Origin of the sequence: Pseudomonas sp. TH41, assembly GCF_016650695.1 — a bacterium.
GTDB lineage: Bacteria > Pseudomonadota > Gammaproteobacteria > Pseudomonadales > Pseudomonadaceae > Aquipseudomonas.
Genome location: NZ_JAEKFH010000003.1, coordinates 2,697,441 through 2,721,246 on the forward strand (window position 1 = coordinate 2,697,441; position 23,806 = coordinate 2,721,246).

The following is a 23,806-nucleotide window of genomic DNA, read 5'->3' on the forward strand; positions in this document are numbered from 1 at the left end:
ATTCCTCTTACTCGGGCAGGGCGATCGGACCGATCTCGTTGAACACATCTCCTGGGCCCGGGTTCTCGGCGTGAGTTTCACCGCCGAAGTGTTTCATGATGCCCCACACCGCGTTCAGCGAAGTCTGTACCGCACCTTCAACCCAGGCTGGCGTCCACGAAACGTCGTCGCCGGCGATGAAAATCCCGCGCTGCTCGGCCGGCATATCGTCCTGCATGAAGTGTGCGTACATACGCTGGTTATAACGGTAATGACCGGGCAGGGCGCCTTTGAAAGCACCGAGGAAATGCGGGTCGGCTTCCCAGGACACGGTGATCGGATCACCGATGATTCGCGCGGCAATGTCGACTTTCGGGTAGATCTTTTTCAGCGCATCCAGCGCCAGCTTCACGCGCTTTTCAACCGGGTGCGGGAGCATTTTCAGCGCATCGCTCATCCACGAGTACGACAGGCAAATAACGCCGGGCTTGTCGTCGCCATTGTCGAACAGATAAGTGCCACGGGTCAGGCGATCGGTGAGGGTCATGCTCATCAGGTCGCGGCCGGTTTCCGGATCCTTGTCCTTCCAGAATGGCCGGTCGACCATCACGAAGGTTTTCGACGATTGCATGTAGCGAGTGCGGTCCAGGGCCATCCACATCTTTTGCGAGAACAGGGTTTCGTCGCATTCAATCTGGGTGGTCAACAGCCAGCTTTGGCAGGTGGTCAGTACCGCCGCGTATTCGCGTGTGTCGCCATAGTTGTCGGTGACCGCGAAGCGGCCATTCGCTGCGTGGGCAATTTTCTTCACGCCGGAGCGCGGGGCACCCCTGTGCAGTGAACTGAGGCTGGTGCCTTCGGGCCAATGTACGCAGCGTTCCGGAACATGACGCCAGATGCCCTGCGGAACTTGTTCCACGCCACCCACAACCAGGTGTTGATGGTCATCGCAGTTGGTCATGACCACGCGGAAGATTTCCAGCATCGAGTTCGGGAAGTCCGAGTCCCAGCCACCGGTGCCGAAACCGACCTGGCCGAACACTTCGCGGTGATGGAACGAGAGCTTGGCGAAAGCTTTGGAGGTGGCAACGAAGTCGTAGAACGTGCGGTCGTCCCACAGCGGAACCAGGGTGTTCCACAACGACTTGAGGCGTGGCACGTCGCGGTCGCGTATCGCTTGCTGGATGTCGGAGAACTGCGAACCCGCTTCCAGTGCGTCTGCCCACGCGTCAGCCACTTCCTGGAACAGTGCAGGAAGATCTGCCAGTTTCTGTGCGTAATGGGTCTTGCCTTCCAGATCGATGACGGTGCTGCCGGAAGCAGGTGTCAGCGGGTTAGGAAAAGGTTTGGTTTCGAGGCCGAGCTTGTCGACGTAGTGATAAAACGCCGTGGACGACACCGGGAAACGCATCCCGCCGAGCTCGGCGATGATGCCATCGGCACCATTGAATGCCTGGGAGCGCAGACGGCCACCCATTTTCGAGGCTTCGTAGACGACGGGCTTGAGGCCCAGTTTCATCAATTCGTAGGCGGCCACCAAGCCGGCGATACCTGCGCCGACGATCGCCACTTCGGCGCCGTGGTTGTGCGCAGGAATACTGCCGAGGCCAGCCGGGTGTTCGATCCAGTCGTCGAAGGCGAAAGGAAAGTCCGGGCCGAAAATGGTGACTGGTTTTTTACCGTCTGCAGGATGGCGATTGTTCTTGTTCATGGCTGACCTTGCTGGCGACCGGACGCGGGATGCGCGTCTGAGTATAGGAAATGATGGCAGCCATTCTAGAGAGCGTAGAACACGTTAATAAGACGCAATGTGTCGTCGTTTTGCCAGTTACTTGATCAATGTGACGATCTGTCGATACACACTGTTCAATGTGGGAGCGGGCTTGCTCGCGAAGGCGGTGTGTCAGTGAACATTGAAGCTGACTGACACACCGCCTTCGCGAGCAAGCCCGCTCCCAAACTGGATTGCGCTTAAACCGGCTGCCCGCGATCAATCTTGCTGCTGAGGATGATCGACGTCGTGGTCTTCTCCACCCCATCCACACTGCCGATCTGATCCAGCAACTGATCCAGCTGCTCTGGCGAGTCCGTACGCAACCACGCCACATAATCAAATTCGCCACTGACGGCACACAACTGCTGGACCTGCGCCATCGCACTGAGGCGCCGCAGCACTTCCTTGCCGGAGCGCGGCTGTACGGTGATTCCGACGTACGCCTGCAAGCCGCCATCCACCACGCGCTGACCCAAACGCACGCCGTAACCGGTGATCACCTTGGCTTTTTCCAGCCGTGCCAGCCGCGACGTGACGGTAGTGCGGGCGATGCCCAGTTGCCGGGCGAGCATGGCCACGCTTTCGCGAGCATTGATCTGCAGGGCCGCAATCAATTGGCGGTCGATTTCGTCAAGCGCGGGCGGGCGAGTGTCAGGCAAAGGTTGTCTCCGGTAGCACAGTTCAATGGGTCAGCATGTTACAGGCACAGCCCATATAGCGGATGTTTGATCTAGTCTCAGTACCGCTCATGCCATTGTTTGCCTGCGATAAATTGCCATAAGTAACTAGGTAGTACATTATCCCGCGCTTGTCACAAATGGGGAAAACTTCCGACATGAATAATTATGGGGCTGCTGGCGGCGGCAAAGGGTGGCTGTTGGGGCTGGGTGTCCTGATTGCATTAATCGGACTCGGTCTGGCCGGTGGCGGTGGTTACCTCGTTTCACTGGGAGGCAGCTGGTATTTCCTGCTGATGGGCCTGGCGATGCTGGTGTCCGGGCTGATGATCGCCCGTCGTAAACCGCAAGGCGCATGGCTGTATGGCGCAGCGTTGATCCTGACCGCGATCTGGGCGGTATGGGACGCCGGGTTCGAATACTGGCCGCTGGTTTCGCGCGTGCTGACCTTTGCCGTGATCGGCCTGGTTGTCGCACTGATCTACCCGACGCTGGTACGTGCTTCGGGCGCGACGGCGGGCCGTGGTGCTTATGGCCTCGCCGGTATTTTGGGCGTCGGCGTTGTCGCCACGCTGGCCTACATGTTTGTGCCGACCCCTGTGGTCAAGGCCAGCAGTGAACCGCTTGTGACTCCGGTCGCACCAGGCACCGAACAGAAAGACTGGGCCCATTGGGGCAATACCACCGCCGGCAACCGCTTCGCCGCGCTGGAGCAGATCAACAAGGGCAATATCAACACGTTGCAAGTCGCGTGGACCTTCCGCACCGGCGACATCCCGCAAAGCAACGGTGCTGGTGCTGAAGACCAAAACACGCCGCTGCAAATCGGCGACACGGTCTACACCTGCACGGCCTACGGCAAAGTCTTCGCCCTCGACGCCGATACCGGCGCTCAGCGCTGGAAGTTCGACCCGCAAGGCTCCGCGCCAAACTGGCAACGCTGCCGTGGACTGGGTTATTCCGAAGTCCCCGTCTCCTTGGGCAGCAAGGCGACAGCCTGTACGAAACGTCTGTTTCTACCGACGGGCGATGCGCGACTGATCGCGATCAATGCTGAAACCGGCAAACCGTGCGAAGAGTTTGGCGCCAAGGACACCGTCGACCTGAAAATCGACATGGGCGAAATCAAGCCGGGTTACTACCAGCAGACGTCGACCCCTCTGGTCGCAGGCAACGTAGTGATCGTCGGCGGTCGTGTAGCCGATAATTACTCCACCGGCGAACCACCGGGCGTCGTCCGCGCCTATGACGTGCGTAGCGGCGAGTTGGTGTGGGCGTGGGATCCGGGCAACCCGAACACCACCAAACGTCCGCCGGCCGGTGAAACCTATACCCGTGGCACGCCGAATGTGTGGTCGGCCATGTCCTACGACGCCAAACTGGGTCTGGTGTACCTGCCAACCGGCAACGCCACCCCGGACTTTTTCGGCGGCCAGCGCACGGCATTCGATGACAAGTGGAATTCGTCCATCGTCGCCATCGACGTGAAGACCGGTCAGGTGCGCTGGCACTTCCAGACCACTCACCACGACCTGTGGGACTTCGACCTGCCGGCGCAGCCGCTGCTGTACGACGTGCCGGACGACAAGGGCGGCCTGCAACCGGCCTTGGCGCAAGTGACCAAACAGGGTGAAATTTTCCTGCTCAACCGTGAAACCGGCGTGCCGATCGCGCGTGTCGAAGAGCGTCCTGTACCGCAGGGCAACGTGCCTGGCGAACGCTATTCGCCGACCCAGCCGTTCTCGGTAGACATGCCGTCAATCGGTAACAAGACCCTGACCGAATCCGACATGTGGGGCGCCACGCCGTTCGATCAGTTGATGTGCCGGATTCAGTTCAAAGGCATGCGCCACGAAGGCGTCTACACCCCGCCAGGCCTTGACCGCGCGTTGCAGTTCCCGGGGTCGTTGGGTGGCATGAACTGGGGCAGCGTCTCGGTGGACCCGAACACGAACTACATGTTCGTCAATGACATGCGCCTGGGCCTGGCCAACTACATGATCCCGCGTGACAAGATCGCCGCCGGGGCCAGTGGTATCGAAATGGGCGTGGTTCCGCAGGAAGGCACGCCGTTCGGTGCGATGCGCGAGCGCTTCCTCTCGGCGGCCGGCATTCCCTGCCAGAAGCCACCGTTCGGCACCCTGTCCGCCATTGACCTCAAAACCCACAAACTGATGTGGCAGGTTCCGGTCGGCACGGTGCAGGACACTGGTCCGTTGGGTATCCGCATGCACTTGCCGATCCCGATCGGCATGCCGACCCTCGGCGCTTCCCTGGCTACCCAGTCCGGTCTGCTGTTCTTCGCCGGGACTCAGGATTTCTACCTGCGTGCGTTTGATACTGGCAACGGTAATGAAATCTGGAAAGCTCGGTTGCCGGTAGGCAGTCAGTCCGGGCCGATGACCTATGTGTCGCCGAAAACCGGCAAGCAGTACATCCTGCTGACGGTGGGTGGTGCACGCCAGTCGCCGGATCGTGGGGACTACGTGATTGCGTATGCGTTGCCCAAGTAAAGGCTGAATTGCAGGTAATGCCGATCAGTTAAGCCGTAATGCGATCTGTAATTGAATGGACTCGCCCAAGCCGAGGCGTCTATGCGCCACGGTGGCATTCTATGAAAGCCAACGACAGCGAGGGCGAGGCCATGAGCAAGCATACGACGTTCAACAAATCCTTGTCGCCATCCGATATTGCGACACCTTAAGTAAACGTAACTAAATACAGCGAGTGATTTTACAAAACGCTGGAGTTACTGAGCAGTTGAGTCAAACGCCTACCCCCCGCGCTGTCACGGTTACTTTTCGAGCGATTGGCGATGGGTAAACGATCTGCCGAAATCATCGTTAACAATTGTCACTGGAATCAGGGTAGTCGAACGGCCCTTGGAGCTCATACGTTTATTCCTTTGAGGTTATATTCCTTTGGTGGCATATTTGTATGAAGTGGGACGTTGAATATACCGATGAGTTTGAGGCCTGGTGGATCGCCTCAATGATGCTGAGCAGGACTCGGTCCAGGTCACGGTCATGTTGCTGGGCGATGACGGACCACATTTGGGTTTTCCGCACACCAGCGATATCAAGGGGTCGCGGCATGGCAGCCTCCGTGAGTTGCGAGTGCAACACGCTGGCAGGCCTTACCGTGTGCTGTATGCCTTTGATCCACGACGCTGCGCGATCCTGCTGATCGGCGGTGACAAAACTGGTCAGGATCGTTGGTATCTGGAGTCTGTACCGCTAGCCGAACGTCTGTACGACGAGCATTTGGAAACATTGAAGAAAGAGGGCTATGAGAATGGCTAAAAAATTCGCTGATTTGGTGGCGCGGCGCTCTCCTGAATCCCAAGAGCGTGTCGACGCGTTGTTTCAGAAACTGCGGGCGGAAATGCCGTTACACGAGTTGCGCCAGGCTCAGGCATTGAGCCAAGAAACGCTGGCCAAGACGCTGCATGTCAATCAGGCGGCAATTTCCAAGATGGAGCGACGCACCGACATGTACATCAGCACTTTGCGCAACTACATACGCGCAATGGGGGGCGAGCTGGAAATCATCGCTACCTTTCCTGAGGGACAGGTAAAGATCGAGAACTTTGCGAACTGAGAGATGCACAAAATAGTTCTACAAAAACTAGCTGACACGAAAAAGCCGCGCATTGCGCGGCTTTCTTGTTTGGTGGGCCCACACGGACTTGAACCGTGGACCAAAGGATTATGAGTCCTCTGCTCTAACCAACTGAGCTATAGGCCCTCAGTAGGCCGCGGATTATAGCGATGGTTTCTCGGCTGTGCTATCCGAAAAGTCTGAAACAGCTATACGAAGAAACGTCGCGGCGAATTCTTCCGGTGGCAAGGGCAGGCTGACGATGTAGCCCTGGATCTGCTCGCACCCTTCCATGGCCAGAAATTCCTGCTGCGCCTGGGTCTCAACGCCCTCGGCAATCACGGTAAATTGCATGCTGCGGCCCAAGGCGATAATGGCGCGGACGATCGCCGCATCATGGGGGTCATCCGGCAAGCCACGGACGAAAGACTGGTCGATCTTGAGAATGTCCAGTGGAAGGCGTTTGAGGTAACTCAGGGATGAGTAGCCGGTACCGAAATCGTCGATCGCCAATTGCACGCCCAGGCGTTTGAGTTGATGCAGCACCGCCAGCGCTTCTTCGGCCTGGCTCATGATGAAGTTTTCGGTGATTTCCAGTTGCAGGAAGCCGGGCTTGAGTCGGTTGTCCCTGAGCAACTGTTCGATCCGCACGAGCAAGTTCGGCTGGCGCAACTGTGCGCCCGCGAGGTTGACCGACAGTGGGCCGAGGCATTCGTAGAGCTGATTCCATTCGAACATCTGCCGGCAGGCCGTCTCGAGAACCCAGTCGCCGATTTGCAGAATCATGCCATTTTCTTCGGCCAGCGGGATGAAGTGTTCCGGCGGAACATCGCCAAAGGTCGGGTGACGCCAGCGAATAAGCGCTTCTGCGCCGACCAGGCGATTGTCTTCGAGGCTGATTTTTGGTTGGTAGTGCAGGTGCAACTCATCGCGCTCGATGGCGCGTCGCAGTTCATGTTCCAGCGCCACCCGCTCGCTGGCCTGTGCGGTGAGGTCACGGGTATAGCTTTCGACCCGGTTGCGGCCCTTGGCCTTGGAGCGATACATCGCCGCGTCGGCGTTCTTGACCAGTGTGGCGACATCGATCCCGTCCTTGGGATAGAGACTGGTGCCGATGCTGGCGCTGATGAAAAACTCGTGTTCGCCGGCCTGGAATGGCGCGCCGAAGCAATTGAGTAACTTAGTCGCGATGTTGTCGGCATCGCTGGACTGTTGCAGGCCGGGCAGCAGGATGATGAACTCGTCGCCGCCCAGACGCGCCACGGTGTCGATGTCGCGTAGCTGCTCCTTGAGGCGTACGGCAATGCCCTTGAGCAGCAAGTCGCCGACCGGATGGCCGAGACTGTCGTTGATGTGCTTGAAACGGTCCAGGTCGAGGAACAGCACTGCGCCCTGGCCACCGTTTTCCTGCTGGTTATTGAGTGCAGTCAGCAATCGACTCTCGAACAGCGTGCGGTTTGGCAGGCCGGTCAACGGATCGTGGTGGGCTTGATAATCGAGTTTCGCCTGGGCGTGCTTGAGGCTGGAAATGTCCGCGAACACGGCGACAAAGTGGGTGATGAACTTGTCGCGGTTGCGCACCGCGCTGATGGTCAGCCAGCTCGGATAGAGTTCGCCATTCTTGCGCCGGTTGGAAATTTCGCCCTGCCAATGGCCTTCGGCGGTCAGTTGATGCCACATGGCCGCGTAGAACGCGCTGTCATGCAGGCCCGAAGCGAGCAGACGAGGGGTGTGGCCCAGTGCTTCGCTCTCGCTGTAGCCGGTGATTTCGGTAAACGCGCGGTTCACCGCGCTGATGTGCTGTTGAGTGTCGGTGATCAAGACGCCCTCGGCCGTGCTCTCGAACACCGTGGCGGCTTGCTGCAGCTTCTCCTGCATCAGGTGTCGCTCGGTGATGTCGCGGGCGATGGTCAGCATGCAGTCTTCCTCGCCGATCGGCAGCGGACGGCTGGACACTTCGCAGAGGCGAATCTGCCCGTCGCTGCGGCGTATATGGCAAGTGAAGTCGCGGACGAAGCCGTCCCGGTGCAGCAGGTCGAGCATCTGTTTGCGTTCGTTGAGGTTGACCCAGATCCCCAGGTCCAGCGCCGAGCGATCGACAGACATGGCGCTGTTGAAACCGGTGATGCGACTGAAGCCCTCGTTGACTTCCAGCAGCAGACCGTCGCTCTGCCGGGACAGCAACAAGCCATCGGGAGAGGCATGGAAGGCCTTGGCGAATTTCTCTTCGGAGGTTTGCAGTTGCTGCTGGGTTTCCTTGAGCTGGCTGATGTCTCGTACGACCACCACCAGCGCCGGCGTGGTATCGAGATCGAACGGTTCAGCGGAGATGAGGCCGGTAAATACCTGCCCGTTGCTGCGACGAAAGGGCATCTCCAGGTTGCGGATGCTGCCGGCCTGCAATCGCTGTAATAAGCCCGGCCCTACACCGGGTATGCCCCAGATGTTCAGGTCGGTGGCGGTCTGCCCGATGACGTCTTCGGCCTTGAGTCCAATCTGTTCTTCAAATGCTTTATTGACCTCCAGCAGGCAGCCATCGGAGAGTCGCGCGATGACCAGAAGGTCTGGGCATTGCTGGAAAACCGATGCGAACTTCTGCTCTGACAGGCGCAGCGCTTCTTCGGTGCGCTTGGCTTCGCTGATGTCGATCATCAGCCCGCGCAACACCGGTTCATTTCCGTGTTCGATCAGGCTGACGATGTCACGTACCCAAATGCAGCGCCCATCGGCCGTGATGACTCGGTAATCGAGGCTGTGATCGCGGCCGGCCAATACTTCGTGGTCGCAGAAAGTCTGGGCACGGGTCAGGTCGGCGGGGTGAATGATGTTGCGCCAGAAGCCCGGAATCAGCCAATGAGACAGCGGGTATCCGAGCAAATCCTCGGCATGGGGCGACACATAGCTGTAAGTGAAATCGGTGATTCGCGCTTCCCAGGCAATAGCCGAAAGGCTCTCCACCAGCCCGCGATAATGATATTCGCTGCTGCGCAGCTCCTGTTCCAGGTCCACCCGGCGGGCGATTTCAGAGCTCAATCGACGGTTGATCCGGATGACCACCGCCAATACGGTGATCAGCAGCAACATTCCCGGCAGGCCGTAAACCAGCAGATCGGACCAGAACGTTCGATGATCGAGCACGTTGCCGACCCAGTGCTCCTGGATCGCGCTGATTTCACTTGGGCTCATGTCTGCGAGGACTTTGTCGAGGATACCGACCAGCATCTTGTTGCTCTTCGGTACGCCCATGGCCAGTTGATAGCGATAGGGGGTTTCGCCGCTGACATAGAGCCCGTCCAGCTTGAGCTGTCGCAAGCTCCAGACGCTGGAGGCGAGATCGCCAACCACGGCGTCCACTTCATCGGTTGCCAATGCTTGCAACGCTGACGTGACGTTCGGCATCGCCACCAGGTTCAGGTCGGGGTTGTGGGTGCGCAACAGTTCGTGGGGCGCGTAGTTTTCCACCACGGCGATTTTCAAGCCATACAGGTCTTCGAGTTTGCGCGGCTGGGGGCCACCGACATGAGCAAGAATGACAATCGGAAAGTCCAGGTAGGGACGGGTGAATGACAAGTAAGACTGGCGCTCAGGGGTCGACATGATGCCCGGCAACAGGTCCAGCTTCGCTTGTTTGGCTTGCTCCAGGACGACCGTCCAGCTGACCGGCTCGATAGGTGTGAGCTTGATGGCCAGGCGCCGACGGATCAGGTCGATATAGTCCGCTGCAAGGCCCTGATAGCGCCCCTGTTCGTCGCGAAACTCAAAGGGTGGCCACGACGCATCGACACCCAGGCGTAAGTCCGGGTGGGCTGTCAGCCAGCTACGTTCATCGTCGGTCAGAGTCAGCGCGCCAGCCGTTGCGGTCCAGGTCATCAGCGACAGTAAAAAAAGCACGGTCGGCAGTCTGGGCATAACGGTCTCGTTATGGCTCGGGGAATGTTTCGAGTGTAGACGGGCAATTCGGCGGAGGGGGGCGTGCGAGGGATTTAATCTGCATAAAGCAAAACCCCCGGCCTGGGCCGGGGGTTTTGTTATTACTCGTCGAGGAAGGAGCGCAAGTGCTCGCTTCTCGTCGGGTGGCGCAGCTTGCGCAACGCCTTGGCTTCGATCTGACGAATCCGTTCACGGGTCACGTCGAACTGCTTACCAACCTCCTCAAGGGTGTGGTCGGTATTCATGTCGATACCGAAGCGCATGCGCAGAACCTTGGCTTCACGGGCAGTGAGGCCGGACAGAACTTCGCGAGTCGCTTCTTTAAGGCTCTCAACAGTGGCGACATCGATTGGCGACTGCATGGTCGAGTCTTCGATGAAGTCACCCAGGTGGGAGTCTTCGTCATCACCGATCGGGGTTTCCATGGAGATCGGCTCTTTAGCGATCTTCAATACCTTGCGGATCTTGTCCTCAGGCATTTCCATGCGTTCGCCCAGCTCTTCCGGGGTCGGTTCGCGACCCATTTCCTGCAACATCTGACGGGAAATACGGTTGAGCTTGTTGATCGTCTCGATCATGTGCACCGGAATACGGATGGTGCGGGCCTGGTCGGCGATCGAGCGAGTGATCGCCTGACGGATCCACCAGGTGGCATAAGTCGAGAATTTGTAGCCGCGGCGGTATTCGAACTTGTCTACCGCTTTCATCAAGCCAATGTTGCCTTCCTGGATCAGATCGAGGAATTGCAGGCCACGGTTGGTGTACTTCTTGGCGATGGAGATCACCAGACGCAAGTTCGCTTCAACCATCTCTTTCTTCGCGCGGCGGGCCTTGGCCTCACCGATCGACATGCGACGGTTGATGTCCTTGATCTCGGCGATCGTCAAACCGGTTTCGGTTTGCAGCGCGGTCAGCTTCTGCTGGCAACGAATGATGTCCGGCTGCAGGCGACCAATGGCTTCAGCGTATTTGCCTTTGCCTTTGGCCAGTGCATCGGTCCAGCTTTCGTCGACTTCGTTGCCCGGGAACTGGCGCAGGAAGTCGGCACGCGGCATGCGGGCATCACGAACGCAGAGCTGCATGATTGCGCGCTCTTGCTGACGCAAACGATCCAGGGCACTGCGAACACGCTCAACCAGGCCTTCGAATTGCTTCGGCACCAGTTTGATTGGCATGAACAGCTCTGCCAGGGCCAACAGCTCGGCGATAGCCAGCTTGTTGCCACGACCGTGCTTTTTCAGCGCCTTGCGGGTGATTTCCATCTGATCGGAGACAGCGCCAAAACGCTGTGCTGCGATGACCGGATCCGGACCGCTTTCGGCTTCTTCTTCGTCATCAGTCGATGCTTCGGCGTCATCGTCGTCGGTGTCGTCATCCGCTTTCACGGCTTTCGGATCGACAGGCGGTGGCACTTCGGCAGCAGGTGGCGCAATGCCGTCGTCCGGGTCGATATAACCGCTCAGGACGTCGGACAGGCGGCCACCTTCGGTGGTGACGCGAGTGTATTCGGAGAGAATATGATCAACCGTGCCAGGGAAGTGCGCGATTGCGCCCATCACTTCACGGATGCCCTCTTCAATACGTTTGGCGATTTCGATTTCGCCTTCACGTGTGAGGAGCTCTACCGTACCCATTTCACGCATGTACATGCGCACTGGGTCGGTGGTGCGACCAATGTCGGTCTCGACCGCTGCCAACGCTGCTGCTGCCTCTTCGGCCGCGGCTTCGTCGGTATCGGCGTCGGCCAGCATAAGGGAATCCTTATCTGGCGCAACCTCGAATACGTTGATCCCCATGTCATTGATCATGCGGATGATGTCTTCCACCTGTTCCGGATCTGAAATATCCTCCGGCAGGTGGTCGTTGACCTCCGCGTAAGTCAGGTAACCCTGCTCACGACCAAGTGTGATCAACTCTTTGATACGAGACTGCTGTTGCGCTTTTCCGGACATAACACCCTATCCACTGAAGGTCTTGGCGGGCAAAAAACAAGCCGAGGATTATACCTGAGCTATGACCTCACGCGCCAGTTGAGGTCGGGCTTGATGCGGAAACATTGCGACTTAAAAGGTCGCGCAGTTCATTTTTCTCTTCGGTACTCAGTTCACTTTGACGTGCTTTCCTGAGAAGTTGTTCCAGGTTTCGCTCGCGTTGGCGGGCTGACAAGCTAGTAATGGTGTCGAAAAACTGTTGTTCAAGGTTATCTCCATCAATCAGCCATTCCTTTTCCGCCAGCGCCTTGAGCAAACGTCCTTGCTCCGTACCGTGCCAGCGTGCAATCAACTGAAATGAGTTTAGCTTGGGATTCTTCTGTACGGCTTCGAGCAGTGCCACCAGCAGCTGAGTGTTGGTATGGTCCTCGGCGGCGAAGTGCCCGGCATCCTCGACTTTTTCGGCCAGTTGCGGGTGATGCAGCAAGGTGCGCAAGGCGGCCAGGGTGGGCGGTTCTACAGCGGCCGGCACCCGTGGCGCGCGGGGTTGATCACGATCGCCGCCGCGCTTGCCATTCTTGTCCCAGGGTTTCTTGTCCCATTTTTTGCCGCCAGCGCCAGGCTTTTTCGGCGTCCATTCCTGCTGCGGCACATACATCTCTTGTGCCTGCGGCTGATGGTAGTCGCTGTAATCCGGCATGGCGTCGTAATCGATGCCTGGATCGTAAGCCGGAGGGGCTTCCTGGGGCGCGCTTTGCACCAGTTGGCTGACGGCTTCACCGCTGAGGCCGGTGATTTCAGTCAGGCGCTGACGCATCAGGATGCGCAGGTTTGCGCCGGGAACCTTGTCGATCAACGGCGCAGCGAGGGTGGCCATGTGGGCCTTGCCTTCGAGCGAGCGCGGATCCGATTCCTCGGTCAGTTGCTGAAAAAAATAATCGGCCAGCGGCTGCGCGTGCTGGTTGATTCGCGCGCGAAAAGCATCGGTACCTTCGGAGCGGACCAGTGTATCCGGGTCTTCGCCCTCGGGCAGGAACAGGAAGCGTGCCCGTCGCCCGTCTTGCAAGCAGGGAAGGGTAGCTTCCAGCGCGCGCCAGGCGGCGTTGCGGCCGGCCTGATCGCCATCGAAACAGAACAGCACGTTGGGCACGACGCGAAACAGTCGCTTCAAGTGCTCTTCGCTGGTGGCTGTACCTAGCGTGGCGACAGCGTTTCGCAGGCCTTGCTGGGCGAGCGCGATGACGTCCATGTAGCCTTCGACGACGATAATTTCATCGAGGTTACGGTTGTTTTTGCGTGCTTCATAAAGACCGTAGAGTTCCTGGCCCTTATGGAATACCGGGGTTTCCGGTGAGTTCAGGTATTTCGGTTTGTCGTCGCCCAGTACCCGACCGCCGAAAGCAATGATGCGCCCGCGACTGTCGCGGATCGGGAACATTACGCGGTCGCGAAAGCGATCATAGCGTTTGCCGGTTTCGGCGTTCTCGATGAGCAGGCCGGCATCGACCATGGCTTTTTGTTGCAGGGTGTCGCTGCTCAAGTGCTTGAACAGATTGTCCCAGCCGGGTGGAGCGAAGCCGAGGCCAAAGTCTCGAGCGATTTCGCCCGTCAGCCCGCGACCTTTCAAGTAATCCACAGCGGCTTTGCGCGATGGGTGGCTTTTCAGTGCCTGACGGTAAAAGTCGGCGGCGGCGGTGAGCAGCGGGTACAAGGGCGAATCGGTCGGCTGCCGCGGTTTGTGCGGTCGGCCGCTTTCTTCGCGGGGGATTTCCATGCCAGCGGCTTTGGCCAGTTCTTCGACAGCCTGGATGAAATCCAGGTTGTCGTGGTCCATCATGAAGCCGAGGGCGTTACCGCCAGCGCCGCAACCGAAGCAGTAATAGAACTGTTTGTCGGGGCTGACGCTGAAGGAAGGGGTTTTTTCTTTGTGAAACGGGCAGCAGGCAGTGTAATTCTTGCCGGCTTTTTTCATTTGCAGGCGCGAGCTGACCACATCGACGATGTCGGTGCGGTTCAGAAGGTCGTCAATGAAGCTCTGGGGAATTAGCCCGGCCATGGCGTTCTCGTCATCTGAAATGGGCCCGAAACGAAGGCGGCCATACGCGGGTCGTTGTTTGAGGCACGCAAAATGTGCGGCTCGACCAGTGTCGTCTGCGTTATCGCTGTCGGGAAGTGTATCTGCCGAAAATCCACTGACGTTAATCACATTCAGTATTCGACTATTTGAAAGTGTTTCGCTGAGTCCGCTACGGCCAGTCGATGGCCCCGGATAGCTCAATAAGCGGGCACGCAAGAAGGTGCCTTGGGCTGATCGTCGTGAGAGGAATCAGTGGGTGTGCTCGTCAGTAGCCTTGGAAGGCTCGTCAGAAAAGACGTGCACCGCTGGCAAAAGAGCCAGGTCTGACGCTGTGAAGCAGATTTGTCTCAGTCGCGTCTGCGGCTTTGACGATGAAGCATCAAGCGTATTCCGCAAATGCCATTAGCCCGGCTGAGGGCCGGGCTTGGCAGAAGCTTGCTACGAACGTCTGTGTATTAGTACAGACGAACGGCGCGGCGCTGTTCGCGCTGAACTTTCTTGGCGTGACGCTTAACAGCGGCTGCTGCTTTGCGCTTACGCTCAGAAGTCGGCTTCTCGTAGAATTCGCGGCTACGAACTTCAGCCAGTACACCGGCTTTTTCGCAGGAGCGCTTGAAACGACGCAGAGCTACGTCGAAGGGTTCGTTCTCTTTTACTTTGACGGCTGGCATCCAGAGCTACCTTCATTCATTACCGGGGTCAACATCCTCGTGGCAAAAGAGCACTTGAAGACGTCGGTTTTTAAGGGTTGCGGATGTTAACCCCTCATCGCTCGGAATGCAAAGCCTCTGATCGAAAACCGCTGGTCGGGGCATCACGTGGCGACTATTATGCGCGCCTTCGAATTCAGCCTAAACAAGGCGCAAACCCATGCTAGTACTGGGATTAGAAACCTCCTGCGACGAAACCGGTGTCGCACTTTACGACAGTGAACGCGGCCTGCTGGCCGACGCGCTGTTCAGCCAGATCGACCTGCACCGTGCCTATGGCGGTGTGGTGCCGGAGCTGGCCTCGCGCGATCATGTAAAGCGCATGCTGCCCTTGATTCGTCAGGTGTTGGCCGAGGCTGACTGTGTGCCTACCGAGATCGACGCCATCGCCTACACCGCGGGTCCTGGCCTGGTCGGTGCCCTGCTTGTGGGCGCCTCCTGCGCTCAAGCACTGGCCTTTGCCTGGGGCATTCCGGCCTTGGGTGTGCACCACATGGAAGGTCACTTGCTGGCGCCGATGCTGGAGCCGCAACCGCCGGAATTTCCGTTCGTCGCTTTGTTGGTGTCGGGTGGTCATACACAGCTGGTTCAGGTCGACGGGATCGGTCAATACACGCTCTTGGGCGAGACCCTCGACGATGCCGCCGGTGAAGCGTTCGACAAAACAGCGAAGATGATGGGCCTCAATTACCCGGGTGGGCCGGAAATCGCTCGGCTGGCGGAGCAGGGCGTTGCAGGACGTTTCCTCTTCCCGCGTCCGATGTGCGACCGTCCGGGGCTGGCTTTCAGCTTCAGTGGCTTGAAAACCTTCGCGCTGAATACTTGGCAGCAGTGCGTCAGCGCCGGGGACGACAGCGATCAAGCCCGTTGCGACATCTCGCTGGCGTTCCAGCAGGCCGTGGTGGAGACTTTGACCATCAAGTGCAAGCGTGCCCTGAAACAGGCCGGTATGAAGCGTCTGGTGATCGCTGGGGGCGTTAGCGCCAACAAGGCGTTGCGGTCTTCGCTGGAAAAAATGCTTGGCGACATGAAAGGCGATGTGTTTTACGCCCGTCCGGAGTTTTGCACCGATAATGGCGCGATGATTGCGTTTGCCGGCTGCCAGCGCCTACAGGCCGGTCAACACGAAAGCCTGGCGATCAGCGTGCAGGCGCGTTGGCCGATGGAGCAGTTGTCAGGGCTGTGATGAGCGGCGCTCACGTCGGTATTTAAAAATGCCGTTCGCGCCCGGCAAACAGGTCGCGTAGATTGCCGCGATGGCGCCAGACGATCAGGCCCGTGAGCGCGCTCATGGGCAGCAGTGCTGCCGGTTCCTGCCAGGCCAGCAGCGGTAGGATCAGCGGTGTGGCGATCAATGCGGCCAGCGAGCTGGTGCGGGTCAGGTAGAACGTCAGCAGCCAGGCACAGACCGCGAGCAAAGCAGCGGGCGGATAGAGGCCCAGCAGCATGCCGGCAGCGGTGGCAACACCCTTGCCGCCGCGAAAGCGGAAGTACAGCGGGAACAGGTGGCCGATGACGGCGCAGATGCCGATCCAGGCCTGCTCTTGAAGCGAAAGCCCTGCGAGGCCTGCGATAAGCACTGGCAGCAGGCCTTTGCAGAGGTCGCCGAGCAAGGTCAGGACGGCGAGTTTTTTGCCGGCCAGGCGCAACATGTTGGTGGCACCGGCATTGCCCGAGCCACTCATTCGCGGATCGGGTTTACCGGTCAGGCGGCTGAGCAAAATGGCGAAGGACAGAGAGCCGAGCAGGTAGGCGAGGGTCGCCAATAACCAAAACATGCTAACTATTCCGGGCGAGGACGCCCTGATTCTAACGGCGCATTGCGCCCTTGTCGTGCAGCGGAGAAAAGTGCTTGGACAGAGTGTTTATCGAGGGCCTGGAAGTCGACACCGTGATTGGTGCCTACGACTGGGAGCGAGGCATCCGACAGTGCTTGCGACTTGATCTGAGCTTCGCTTGGGACAATCGCCCGGCAGCGGCGGGCGATGACCTGACCCTGGCGCTCGATTACGCCAGTGTATCGTCGCGTATCCAGGCCTTTGCCGAGCAGGCACAGTTTCAGCTGGTCGAGACCTTTGCCGAGCGTCTGGTCGAAGTGCTGATGAGCGAATTCCAGATCACCTGGGTGCGCCTCAAACTGACCAAGCCTGGTGCAGTTCCGGCTGCCACGGGTGGCGTGGGCGTGGAGATCGAGCGCGGATGTCGCTGACTCAGGTGTACCTCGGGCTCGGCAGTAATATCGAGCGTGAAACCCATTTGCAGGCCGGCCTGGAAGCCTTGTCGGGCTTTTTGGTGGATATACGCTGCTCAGCGGTGTTCGAAAGCCAGCCCGTAGGGATCAAGAGCGGACCGTTCTTCAATTTCGTGGTGTCGGGTTTTACCGATTTGCCGCTGATGGAACTGGACCGTCGACTGAAATTCATTGAGGCAGACAACGGTCGTTATGCGCCAGACCGCAAGGGTCTGCCGCTGGATATCGACGTTTTGTTGTTCGGCGATCTGGTGGGCAATTTTGATGGTCTGATTCTGCCGCGCGCAGAAATTCTGAAAAATGCCTTTGTGCTGTGGCCGCTGTCGCTGATTGCACCGGACCGTGTACATCCGGGCGTAGGCAAAAGCTTTGCAACCTTGTGGGGCGAAGCGCAGATCGATCAGGTGTTGGCGCCAGTGGCGTTTGAGTGGCGGGGGGAGCAATTGACCCCTCTGGATTTGCAATGAATCAAAAGATCGTCCGAACGCGGCCCGAGCCTTCGGCAGCTCCTACAGATCGAACACAATCCCCCTGTAGGAGCTGCCGAAGGCTGCGATCTTTTGATCTTTGTCTTACGCTTGTTCTTTGTAAGCCTTCAGCGCCTTAAGTCGTTCGCGCTTGATCGCCTCTCCCAACTCCGGCCCTTTAAATCCCTTCTCCAGCAACGGCTGAACCGCCACGCTCCGTGCCGCTGAAGCCGCCCCGCGCAAATAATCCGCCTGTGGATAACTTCTCTGCTCCAGCCCTTTGCGCCCTCGTGCATCCATCTCGCAGGCGGCGATGAACTCCTCGAACCGCTGCGGCCGGCGGTAAACATCGAAACTCTGCAACAACTCAAGCAAGGTCGACGGCTTCAGCTCCAGGGCGCGATGGCCATGAGTGTGATATTGGCCCACCAGCAGCGCCAGCTCCTGACAATCCTTCGGAGCCTTGAAGCGCTCGTTGACCGCTTTGATCAGCTTCAGGCCTTTGTGCTCATGGGCAATATGGCGTGGCCACTCTTCTTCCGGCGTCAGTCCTTTGCCCAGATCATGCAACAGGGATGCCCAGCGCACAGTCAGCGGTTGCTGGTGCAGCGCTGCTTGTTCCAGCACGCTCAGGGTGTGCACGCCAGTGTCGACTTCCGGGTGGTGGGCTTCAGGCTGCGGAACGCCAAACAGCGCGTCGACTTCCGGCATCAGCACTTTGAGTGCACCGCACTCGCGCAGCACTTCAATAAACACCTGAGGCTGGTCTTCCAACAGTGCGCGGGAAATTTCTTTCCAGCTTCGTTCTGCAGTCAAGGCTTCGAGTTCGCCTGACTCGCTGAGCTGGCGCATTAGCTCGAGCGTTTCCGGGGCTACGGTAAAGCCCAACTTGGCATAGCGTGCCGCAAAGCGCGCAACACGCAGAACCCTGAGCGGATCTTCGGCGAAAGCAGGGGAAACGTGACGAAGCAGCCGCGCTTTGAGATCGCGTTGGCCATGGTAAGGGTCGGTCAGGTTTTGTTGATCGTCTTCGGCCATGGCATTGATCGTCAGGTCGCGGCGGATCAGGTCTTCTTCGAGGGTGACTTCAGGGCTGGCGTGAAAGGTGAAGCCGCCATAACCGCGTCCGCTTTTACGTTCGGTCCGGGCAAGGGCGTATTCCTCACCGCTTTTTGGATGGAGGAACACAGGGAAGTCTGCGCCCACCGGACGAAAGCCTTTGGCGAGCATGTCTTCGGTCGTGGCGCCCACCACAACCCAGTCGATATCGGTGACAGGTTTGCCCAGCAGGCGATCGCGTACGGCCCCGCCGACTTTATAAATCTGCATAAAAAACCTCCGTTAGCTCGACAGAATAACCTTTGCGTCGAACTTCCGGAGGCAGAAACAGAATCAAAGGTGGATGACGGCCAAGTCCAGCCGACCGTAATCGCCTTCGCCGTGTTCGCTTCTCGGTGGTACGTGGTGGGTTTTCATCACCTGGTCCCCTTGCAGGGTCTCCAGGTGAATGTCGAAGCCCCAGAGGCGGTGCAGGTGTTTGAGCACTTCCTCGGTGGACTCTCCCAATGGTTTGCGGTCGTGTTGCTGGTGACGCAAGGTCAGGGAGCGGTCGCCGCGCCGGTCGATGCTGTAGATCTGCACGTTGGGTTCGCGGTTGCCCAGGTTGTACTGCGCCGCCAGGGTTTCCCGGATGGTGCGGTAGCCATCTTCATCGTGAATCGCTGGTACAAGCAGATCGTCCTTTTGGTCGTCATCGAGGATGCTGAACAACTTCAGGTCGCGGATCACCTTCGGAGACAAGTATTGCAGGATGAAACTCTCATCCTTGAAGCTGCTCATGGCGAACTTGATGGACGACAGCCAGTCGGTGCCGGCAATCTCTGGAAACCAGCGGTAGTCTTCCTCGGTTGGGCTTTCACACATGCGCCGGATGTCCCGGTACATGGCAAACCCCAGCGTGTAGGGGTTAATCCCGTTGTAGTACGGGCTGTCGAAGCCAGGCTGATAGACCACGCTGGTATGAGACGTCAGAAACTCCATCATGAAGCCGTCGGTGACCAGTCCTTCGTCGTACAGGTCGTTCATCAGGGTGTAGTGCCAGAACGTGGCCCACCCCTCGTTCATCACCTGGGTCTGACGTTGTGGATAAAAGTATTGGGCGATCTTGCGTACGATGCGCACGATTTCTCGTTGCCATGGCTCTAGCAGTGGCGCGTGTTTTTCGATGAAATAGAGGATGTTTTCCTGAGGTTCGGCGGGGAAGCGCGCATTGTCCTTGTCGCTGTACTTGTCAGCACCCTTGGGAATGGTCCGCCACAGATCGTTGATCTGTTTCTGCAAATGCTCCTCTCGGTCCTTCTGCCGACGACGTTCTTCTTCCGCCGAAATCGGATACGGGCGTTTGTAGCGATCCACGCCGTAATTCATCAATGCATGGCAGGAATCGAGCAGGTCTTCCACCGCGTCGATGCCATGGCGCTCTTCGCACTGCATGATGTACTGCTTGGCGAACACCAGGTAATCGATGATCGAACTGGCATCGGTCCAGGTGCGGAACAGGTAGTTACCTTTGAAGAAGCTGTTATGGCCATAACAGGCGTGTGCCACCACCAGGGCCTGCATGCAGATGGTGTTTTCTTCCATCAGATAGGCGATGCACGGGTCTGAATTGATCACGATCTCGTAGGCCAGCCCCATCTGGCCCCGGCTGTAGGATTTCTCGGTGCTAAGGAAGTGTTTGCCGTAGGACCAATGGTGATATCCCAGTGGCATGCCGACGGAGGCGTAGGCGTCCATCATCTGTTCGGCGGTGATCACCTCAATCTGGTTTGGGTAGGTGTCGAGCGCGTAGCCTGCCGCAATACGACTGATTTCGCGGTCGTAGGCCTGGATCAGCTCGAACGTCCATTCGGAGCCGGTAGAAATGGGGTGGCGCTTCTGCTCTTTGGCGGTCATGTCACTAACCTGCGCTGGAAGAGTTCACGGAAGACCGGATAAATATCCCCGGCCGAGACCAGTTGTTGCTGGGCAAAAGTGTCGGAAAAGGCTTCGGCGATGCGTTCGTACTCAAACCACAAGGCCTGATGTTCGCGCGGGGTTATCTCAACATAAGTGTAGTACTGCACGAACGGCATGATCTGGTTGATCAGGATGTCGCGGCAGATCGGCGAGTCGTCGTTCCAGTTGTCGCCATCGGAGGCCTGGGCGGCGTAGATGTTCCACTCATTGCTCGGATAGCGCTCGGCCATGATTTCCTGCATCAGTTTCAAGGCGCTGGAAACAATGGTGCCGCCGGTTTCGCGAGAATAGAAAAACTCCTCCTCATCGACTTCCCGGGCACTGGTGTGGTGGCGGATGAACACGACGTCGATCTTTTCGTAGTTACGCTTGAGGAACAGGTACAGCAAGATGAAAAAGCGCTTGGCGATGTCCTTGGTCGCCTGGGTCATCGAGCCGGAGACGTCCATCAGGCAGAACATCACTGCCTTCGAGCTGGGGTTGGGTTGCTTGATGAGCAGGTTGTACTTGAGGTCGAACGTATCGAGGAACGGCACGCGATGAATACGCGCACTGAGTTTTTCGATTTCGGTTTCGATTTCCTGAATATCGCCGAAGTTGTCCGGTTCATCGCGTTTAAGTCGCAACAATTCTTCTTTGGCTTCGCGCAATTTTGCCCGGCTGCTGCCGGACAGGGCGATTCGGCGTGCATGGGCCGAGCGCAAGGTACGGATGATGTTGATCCGCGACGGATTGCCCTCGTTGCTGATCCCGGCACGGACGGTCTTGAAGGTGTCGGTACCCGCCAGGTTGCGTTTGACCAGGTTCGGTAGCTCCAGGTCCTCGAACATGAATTCCAGAAACTCTTCCTGGGTGATCTGGAAGACGAATTCGTCCATCCCCTCGCCCGAGTTACCGGCCTTGCCGGGGCCTCTGCCGCCGCCACCTCCCGGCGGACGTGCAATGTGCTCGCCGCTGGTGAATTCCTTATTGCCCGGGTGCACGACGGTCTGCTTGCCGCCGCGCCCGTGGTGAAGCACCGGCTCGTCAATATCGCGGCCGGGGATGCTGATTTGCTCGCCGTGCTCCATATCGGTAATGGAGCGGCGGCTGACGGCCTCTTCAACGGCCTTTTTGATGTGATCACGGTACCGCCGCAGAAACCGCTGACGGTTCACCGTGCTCTTGTTCTTGCCATTGAGACGTCGGTCGATCACATAGCTCATAGGCCCTCCGGGGAGCTTCGAGTCATAAGCTTCAAGCTGCAAGACAGAAGCTTCAGAAACAAGCGGCGCGCGACATATGGCCACAATTACCACGCAAACTGCGCGCTTGTGACGGTAAGTTGTCGTTTGCCGCTTGCAGCTCCCTTATTGGGACTTTCTGACCCGCAGGTACCACTCGGACAGCAGTCGTACCTGTTTGTCGGTGTAACCGCGTTCGACCATTCGTGTGACGAAGTCGTTGTGTTTTTGCTGGTCCTCTTTGCTGGCCTTGGCGTTGAAGCTGATGACCGGCAGAAGGTCTTCGGTGTTGGAGAACATTTTCTTCTCGATGACCACCCGCAGTTTTTCGTAGCTGAGCCAGGTCGGGTTTTTGCCGTTGTTGTTGGCCCTGGCACGTAGTACGAAGTTGACGATCTCGTTGCGGAAATCTTTCGGATTGCTGATGCCCGCCGGTTTTTCGATTTTTTCCAGCTCTTCGTTCAGCGCTACGCGGTTGAGGATCTCGCCGGTTTCCGGGTCGCGGTATTCCTGGTCCTGGATCCAGAAGTCGGCGTACAGCACGTAGCGATCGAAGATGTTCTGGCCGTACTCGCTGTACGACTCGAGGTAGGCGGTCTGGATCTCCTTACCGATGAATTCGATATAACGCGGCGCCAGGTATTCCTTGAGGAAGCGCAGGTAGCGTTCGCGGGTTTCGGCCTGGAATTGTTCCTGTTCGATCTGTTGTTCCAGCACGTAGAGCAAGTGCACCGGGTTGGCGGCGATTTCGTGCGGGTCGAAGTTGAAGACTTTCGACAGAATCTTGAACGCGAAGCGGGTGGACAGGCCGTTCATGCCTTCGTCGACGCCAGCGTTGTCGCGGTATTCCTGGATCGACTTGGCCTTCGGATCGGTGTCCTTGAGGTTTTCGCCGTCATACACGCGCATCTTGGAGTAGATGTTGGAGTTTTCCGGTTCCTTGAGGCGCGAGAGCACGGTGAATTGGGCGAGCATCTTCAGGGTGTCCGGCGCGCAATGGGCCTTGGCCAGCGAGCTGTTGAACAAGAGCTTGTCGTAGATCTTCACTTCGTCGCTGACCCGCAGGCAGTACGGTACTTTGACGATATAGATCCGGTCGATGAAGGCTTCGTTGTTCTTGTTGTTGCGGAAGGTGTGCCATTCCGATTCGTTGGAGTGCGCGAGCAGGATCCCGGTGAACGGAATCGCCCCCAGGCCTTCGGTACTGTTGTAGTTGCCTTCCTGGGTGGCGGTCAGCAATGGGTGCAGCACCTTGATCGGTGCCTTGAACATTTCGACGAATTCCATCAAGCCCTGGTTGGACCGGCACAGGGCACCCGAGTAACTGTAGGCGTCGGCGTCGTTCTGTGGGAATTCTTCCAGTTTGCGGATATCGACCTTGCCCACCAGTGCCGAGATGTCCTGGTTGTTTTCATCTCCCGGCTCGGTTTTGGCCACGGCGATCTGGTTAAGGATCGACGGATAGAGTTTCACTACGCGGAACTGGCTGATGTCGCCACCGAATTCGGCCAGGCGTTTGGTGGCCCATGGCGACATGATGGTGTTGAGGTAGCGGCGGGGAATGCCGAAGTCTTCCTCGAGGATCGCGCCATCTTCAGTGGCGTTGAACAGACCCAAGGGTGATTCGAAAACCGGCGAGCCCTTGATTGCGTAGAAGGGCACCTTTTCGATCAGCTGTTTCAGCTTCTCGGCCAAGGACGATTTACCGCCACCGACGGGGCCGAGCAGATAAAGGATTTGTTTCTTCTCTTCCAGGCCCTGTGCGGCATGGCGGAAATACGACACGATCTGGTCGATGCATTCTTCCATCCCGTGGAAGTCTTCAAAGGCCGGATAGCGGCGGATCACCTTGTTGGAAAAGATTCGCGACAGTCTCGAGTTGGTCGAGGTGTCGAGCAATTCCGGTTCTCCGATGGCCAGCAATAGCCGCTCAGCGGAGGAGGCATAGGCGCTACGGTCCTGTTTGCACAGCTCAAGATACTCTTGCAGCGAGAGTTCTTCCTGGCGTGTGGACTCGAAGCGTTGTTGGAAGTGGCTAAAGATACTCATGACGTCACCTCGCTCGATACGTGGAGCCGACGCCGGATCATTCAGTCGATGCTGGCAGCAACCGAACAGGCGGTCGCTGTTTACCCCCCAGAACTCTTTCGGAGCTGACGACCCCAAAAG

At 58.1% G+C, this 23,806-nt stretch carries 16 protein-coding genes, 1 tRNA gene and 1 pseudogene; 6 read left to right on the forward strand and 12 right to left on the reverse strand.

Going from position 1 to position 23,806, the window contains the following annotated elements:
• Positions 1–7: 7 nt before the first annotated feature.
• Entirely contained in the window at positions 8–1,690 is a 1,683-nt protein-coding gene (locus tag JFU37_RS14950; RefSeq protein WP_201115999.1) for a flavin monoamine oxidase family protein, read from the reverse strand.
• Positions 1,691–1,950: 260 nt separating this feature from the next.
• Positions 1,951–2,412 carry an Lrp/AsnC family transcriptional regulator gene (locus JFU37_RS14955; RefSeq protein ID WP_007904219.1) on the reverse strand — a complete coding sequence of 154 codons (462 nt, stop codon included), beginning with the start codon at positions 2,410–2,412 and terminating at the stop codon, positions 1,951–1,953.
• 176 nt (positions 2,413–2,588) lie between these two features.
• Here JFU37_RS14955 and JFU37_RS14960 point away from each other — a divergent pair, with 176 nt between their 5' ends.
• From JFU37_RS14960 to JFU37_RS14970, 3 genes and pseudogenes are all read left to right on the forward strand, one after another.
• Positions 2,589–4,943: a glucose/quinate/shikimate family membrane-bound PQQ-dependent dehydrogenase gene (locus JFU37_RS14960; protein WP_201116000.1), complete on the forward strand. Its 2,355-nt coding sequence runs from the start codon at positions 2,589–2,591 to the stop codon at positions 4,941–4,943.
• Positions 4,944–5,367: 424 nt separating this feature from the next.
• A pseudogene (locus JFU37_RS14965) lies at positions 5,368–5,732 on the forward strand (type II toxin-antitoxin system RelE/ParE family toxin).
• Positions 5,725–6,030, forward strand: a complete 306-nt coding sequence (locus tag JFU37_RS14970) for an XRE family transcriptional regulator (RefSeq protein WP_201116001.1) — start codon at positions 5,725–5,727, stop codon at positions 6,028–6,030. Before JFU37_RS14965 ends, JFU37_RS14970 begins: the two are co-directional and overlap by 8 nt.
• A 70-nt stretch (positions 6,031–6,100) precedes the next feature.
• Here the strand turns inward: JFU37_RS14970 and JFU37_RS14975 are convergent.
• The 5 genes from JFU37_RS14975 to rpsU all read right to left on the reverse strand — a co-directional run bounded on the left by JFU37_RS14975 (position 6,101) and on the right by rpsU (position 14,639).
• Positions 6,101–6,177: transfer RNA gene (locus tag JFU37_RS14975), tRNA-Ile, on the reverse strand.
• A gap of 15 nt (positions 6,178–6,192) precedes the next feature.
• Positions 6,193–9,939 carry a bifunctional diguanylate cyclase/phosphodiesterase gene (locus JFU37_RS14980; protein WP_201116002.1) on the reverse strand — a complete coding sequence of 1,249 codons (3,747 nt, stop codon included), beginning with the start codon at positions 9,937–9,939 and terminating at the stop codon, positions 6,193–6,195.
• A gap of 122 nt (positions 9,940–10,061) precedes the next feature.
• A complete protein-coding gene (gene rpoD, locus JFU37_RS14985; protein ID WP_201116003.1) occupies positions 10,062–11,912 on the reverse strand; it encodes an RNA polymerase sigma factor RpoD in 1,851 nt (616 codons plus the stop codon).
• 67 nt (positions 11,913–11,979) lie between these two features.
• Positions 11,980–13,947: a DNA primase gene (dnaG, locus tag JFU37_RS14990; protein ID WP_201116004.1), complete on the reverse strand. Its 1,968-nt coding sequence runs from the start codon at positions 13,945–13,947 to the stop codon at positions 11,980–11,982.
• Between the two features lie 476 nt (positions 13,948–14,423).
• Complete coding sequence (gene rpsU / locus JFU37_RS14995; protein ID WP_002551877.1) at positions 14,424–14,639, reverse strand: 30S ribosomal protein S21; 216 nt, start codon at positions 14,637–14,639, stop codon at positions 14,424–14,426.
• Between the two features lie 199 nt (positions 14,640–14,838).
• Between rpsU and tsaD the strand changes: the two genes are divergently transcribed.
• Entirely contained in the window at positions 14,839–15,864 is a 1,026-nt protein-coding gene (gene tsaD, locus JFU37_RS15000; protein WP_201116005.1) for a tRNA (adenosine(37)-N6)-threonylcarbamoyltransferase complex transferase subunit TsaD, read from the forward strand.
• A 22-nt stretch (positions 15,865–15,886) separates the two neighbouring features.
• Here the strand turns inward: tsaD and plsY are convergent, their stop codons facing one another.
• Positions 15,887–16,456, reverse strand: coding sequence for a glycerol-3-phosphate 1-O-acyltransferase PlsY (gene plsY / locus JFU37_RS15005; RefSeq protein WP_201116006.1), 570 nt, complete (start codon positions 16,454–16,456; stop codon positions 15,887–15,889).
• 74 nt (positions 16,457–16,530) lie between these two features.
• On the opposite strand from plsY, the gene folB reads away from it, so the two are divergent.
• Positions 16,531–16,887, forward strand: a complete 357-nt coding sequence (gene folB, locus JFU37_RS15010) for a dihydroneopterin aldolase (RefSeq protein WP_149416525.1) — start codon at positions 16,531–16,533, stop codon at positions 16,885–16,887.
• The gene (gene folK, locus JFU37_RS15015; RefSeq protein WP_201116007.1) at positions 16,878–17,396 is read left to right on the forward strand and encodes a 2-amino-4-hydroxy-6-hydroxymethyldihydropteridine diphosphokinase; all 519 of its coding nucleotides are present in this window, start codon (positions 16,878–16,880) and stop codon (positions 17,394–17,396) included. The genes folB and folK overlap by 10 nt, the downstream gene beginning before the upstream one ends.
• A 105-nt stretch (positions 17,397–17,501) precedes the next feature.
• On the opposite strand, the gene JFU37_RS15020 is transcribed toward folK, so the two are convergent.
• The 4 genes from JFU37_RS15020 to JFU37_RS15035 form a co-directional block, all read right to left on the reverse strand.
• On the reverse strand, positions 17,502–18,725 hold the full coding sequence (locus JFU37_RS15020; protein ID WP_201116008.1) for a multifunctional CCA addition/repair protein: 1,224 nt from the start codon (positions 18,723–18,725) through the stop codon (positions 17,502–17,504).
• Between the two features lie 63 nt (positions 18,726–18,788).
• A complete protein-coding gene (locus JFU37_RS15025; RefSeq protein WP_201116009.1) occupies positions 18,789–20,351 on the reverse strand; it encodes a SpoVR family protein in 1,563 nt (520 codons plus the stop codon).
• Positions 20,348–21,619 (reverse strand): YeaH/YhbH family protein, encoded by a 1,272-nt coding sequence (locus JFU37_RS15030; protein ID WP_201116010.1) that lies wholly within the window; start codon positions 21,617–21,619, stop codon positions 20,348–20,350. Before JFU37_RS15030 ends, JFU37_RS15025 begins: the two co-directional genes overlap by 4 nt.
• 144 nt (positions 21,620–21,763) lie before the next feature.
• On the reverse strand, positions 21,764–23,686 hold the full coding sequence (locus JFU37_RS15035; RefSeq protein ID WP_201116011.1) for a PrkA family serine protein kinase: 1,923 nt from the start codon (positions 23,684–23,686) through the stop codon (positions 21,764–21,766).
• Between the last annotated feature and the right edge of the window lie 120 nt (positions 23,687–23,806).

Bases quoted from the DNA above. Each gene is read 5' to 3' on its own strand.
- JFU37_RS14950 (WP_201115999.1), bottom strand. From the start codon at position 1,690: ATGAACAAGAACAATCGCCATCCTGCAGACGGTAAAAAACCAGTCACC.
- JFU37_RS14960 (WP_201116000.1), top strand. From the start codon at position 2,589: ATGAATAATTATGGGGCTGCTGGCGGCGGCAAAGGGTGGCTGTTGGGG.
- JFU37_RS14970 (WP_201116001.1), top strand. From the start codon at position 5,725: ATGGCTAAAAAATTCGCTGATTTGGTGGCGCGGCGCTCTCCTGAATCC.
- JFU37_RS14980 (WP_201116002.1), bottom strand. From the start codon at position 9,939: ATGCCCAGACTGCCGACCGTGCTTTTTTTACTGTCGCTGATGACCTGG.
- rpoD (WP_201116003.1), bottom strand. From the start codon at position 11,912: ATGTCCGGAAAAGCGCAACAGCAGTCTCGTATCAAAGAGTTGATCACA.
- dnaG (WP_201116004.1), bottom strand. From the start codon at position 13,947: ATGGCCGGGCTAATTCCCCAGAGCTTCATTGACGACCTTCTGAACCGC.
- rpsU (WP_002551877.1), bottom strand. From the start codon at position 14,639: ATGCCAGCCGTCAAAGTAAAAGAGAACGAACCCTTCGACGTAGCTCTG.
- tsaD (WP_201116005.1), top strand. From the start codon at position 14,839: ATGCTAGTACTGGGATTAGAAACCTCCTGCGACGAAACCGGTGTCGCA.
- plsY (WP_201116006.1), bottom strand. From the start codon at position 16,456: ATGTTTTGGTTATTGGCGACCCTCGCCTACCTGCTCGGCTCTCTGTCC.
- folK (WP_201116007.1), top strand. From the start codon at position 16,878: ATGTCGCTGACTCAGGTGTACCTCGGGCTCGGCAGTAATATCGAGCGT.
- JFU37_RS15020 (WP_201116008.1), bottom strand. From the start codon at position 18,725: ATGCAGATTTATAAAGTCGGCGGGGCCGTACGCGATCGCCTGCTGGGC.
- JFU37_RS15025 (WP_201116009.1), bottom strand. From the start codon at position 20,351: ATGACCGCCAAAGAGCAGAAGCGCCACCCCATTTCTACCGGCTCCGAA.
- JFU37_RS15030 (WP_201116010.1), bottom strand. From the start codon at position 21,619: ATGAGCTATGTGATCGACCGACGTCTCAATGGCAAGAACAAGAGCACG.
- JFU37_RS15035 (WP_201116011.1), bottom strand. From the start codon at position 23,686: ATGAGTATCTTTAGCCACTTCCAACAACGCTTCGAGTCCACACGCCAG.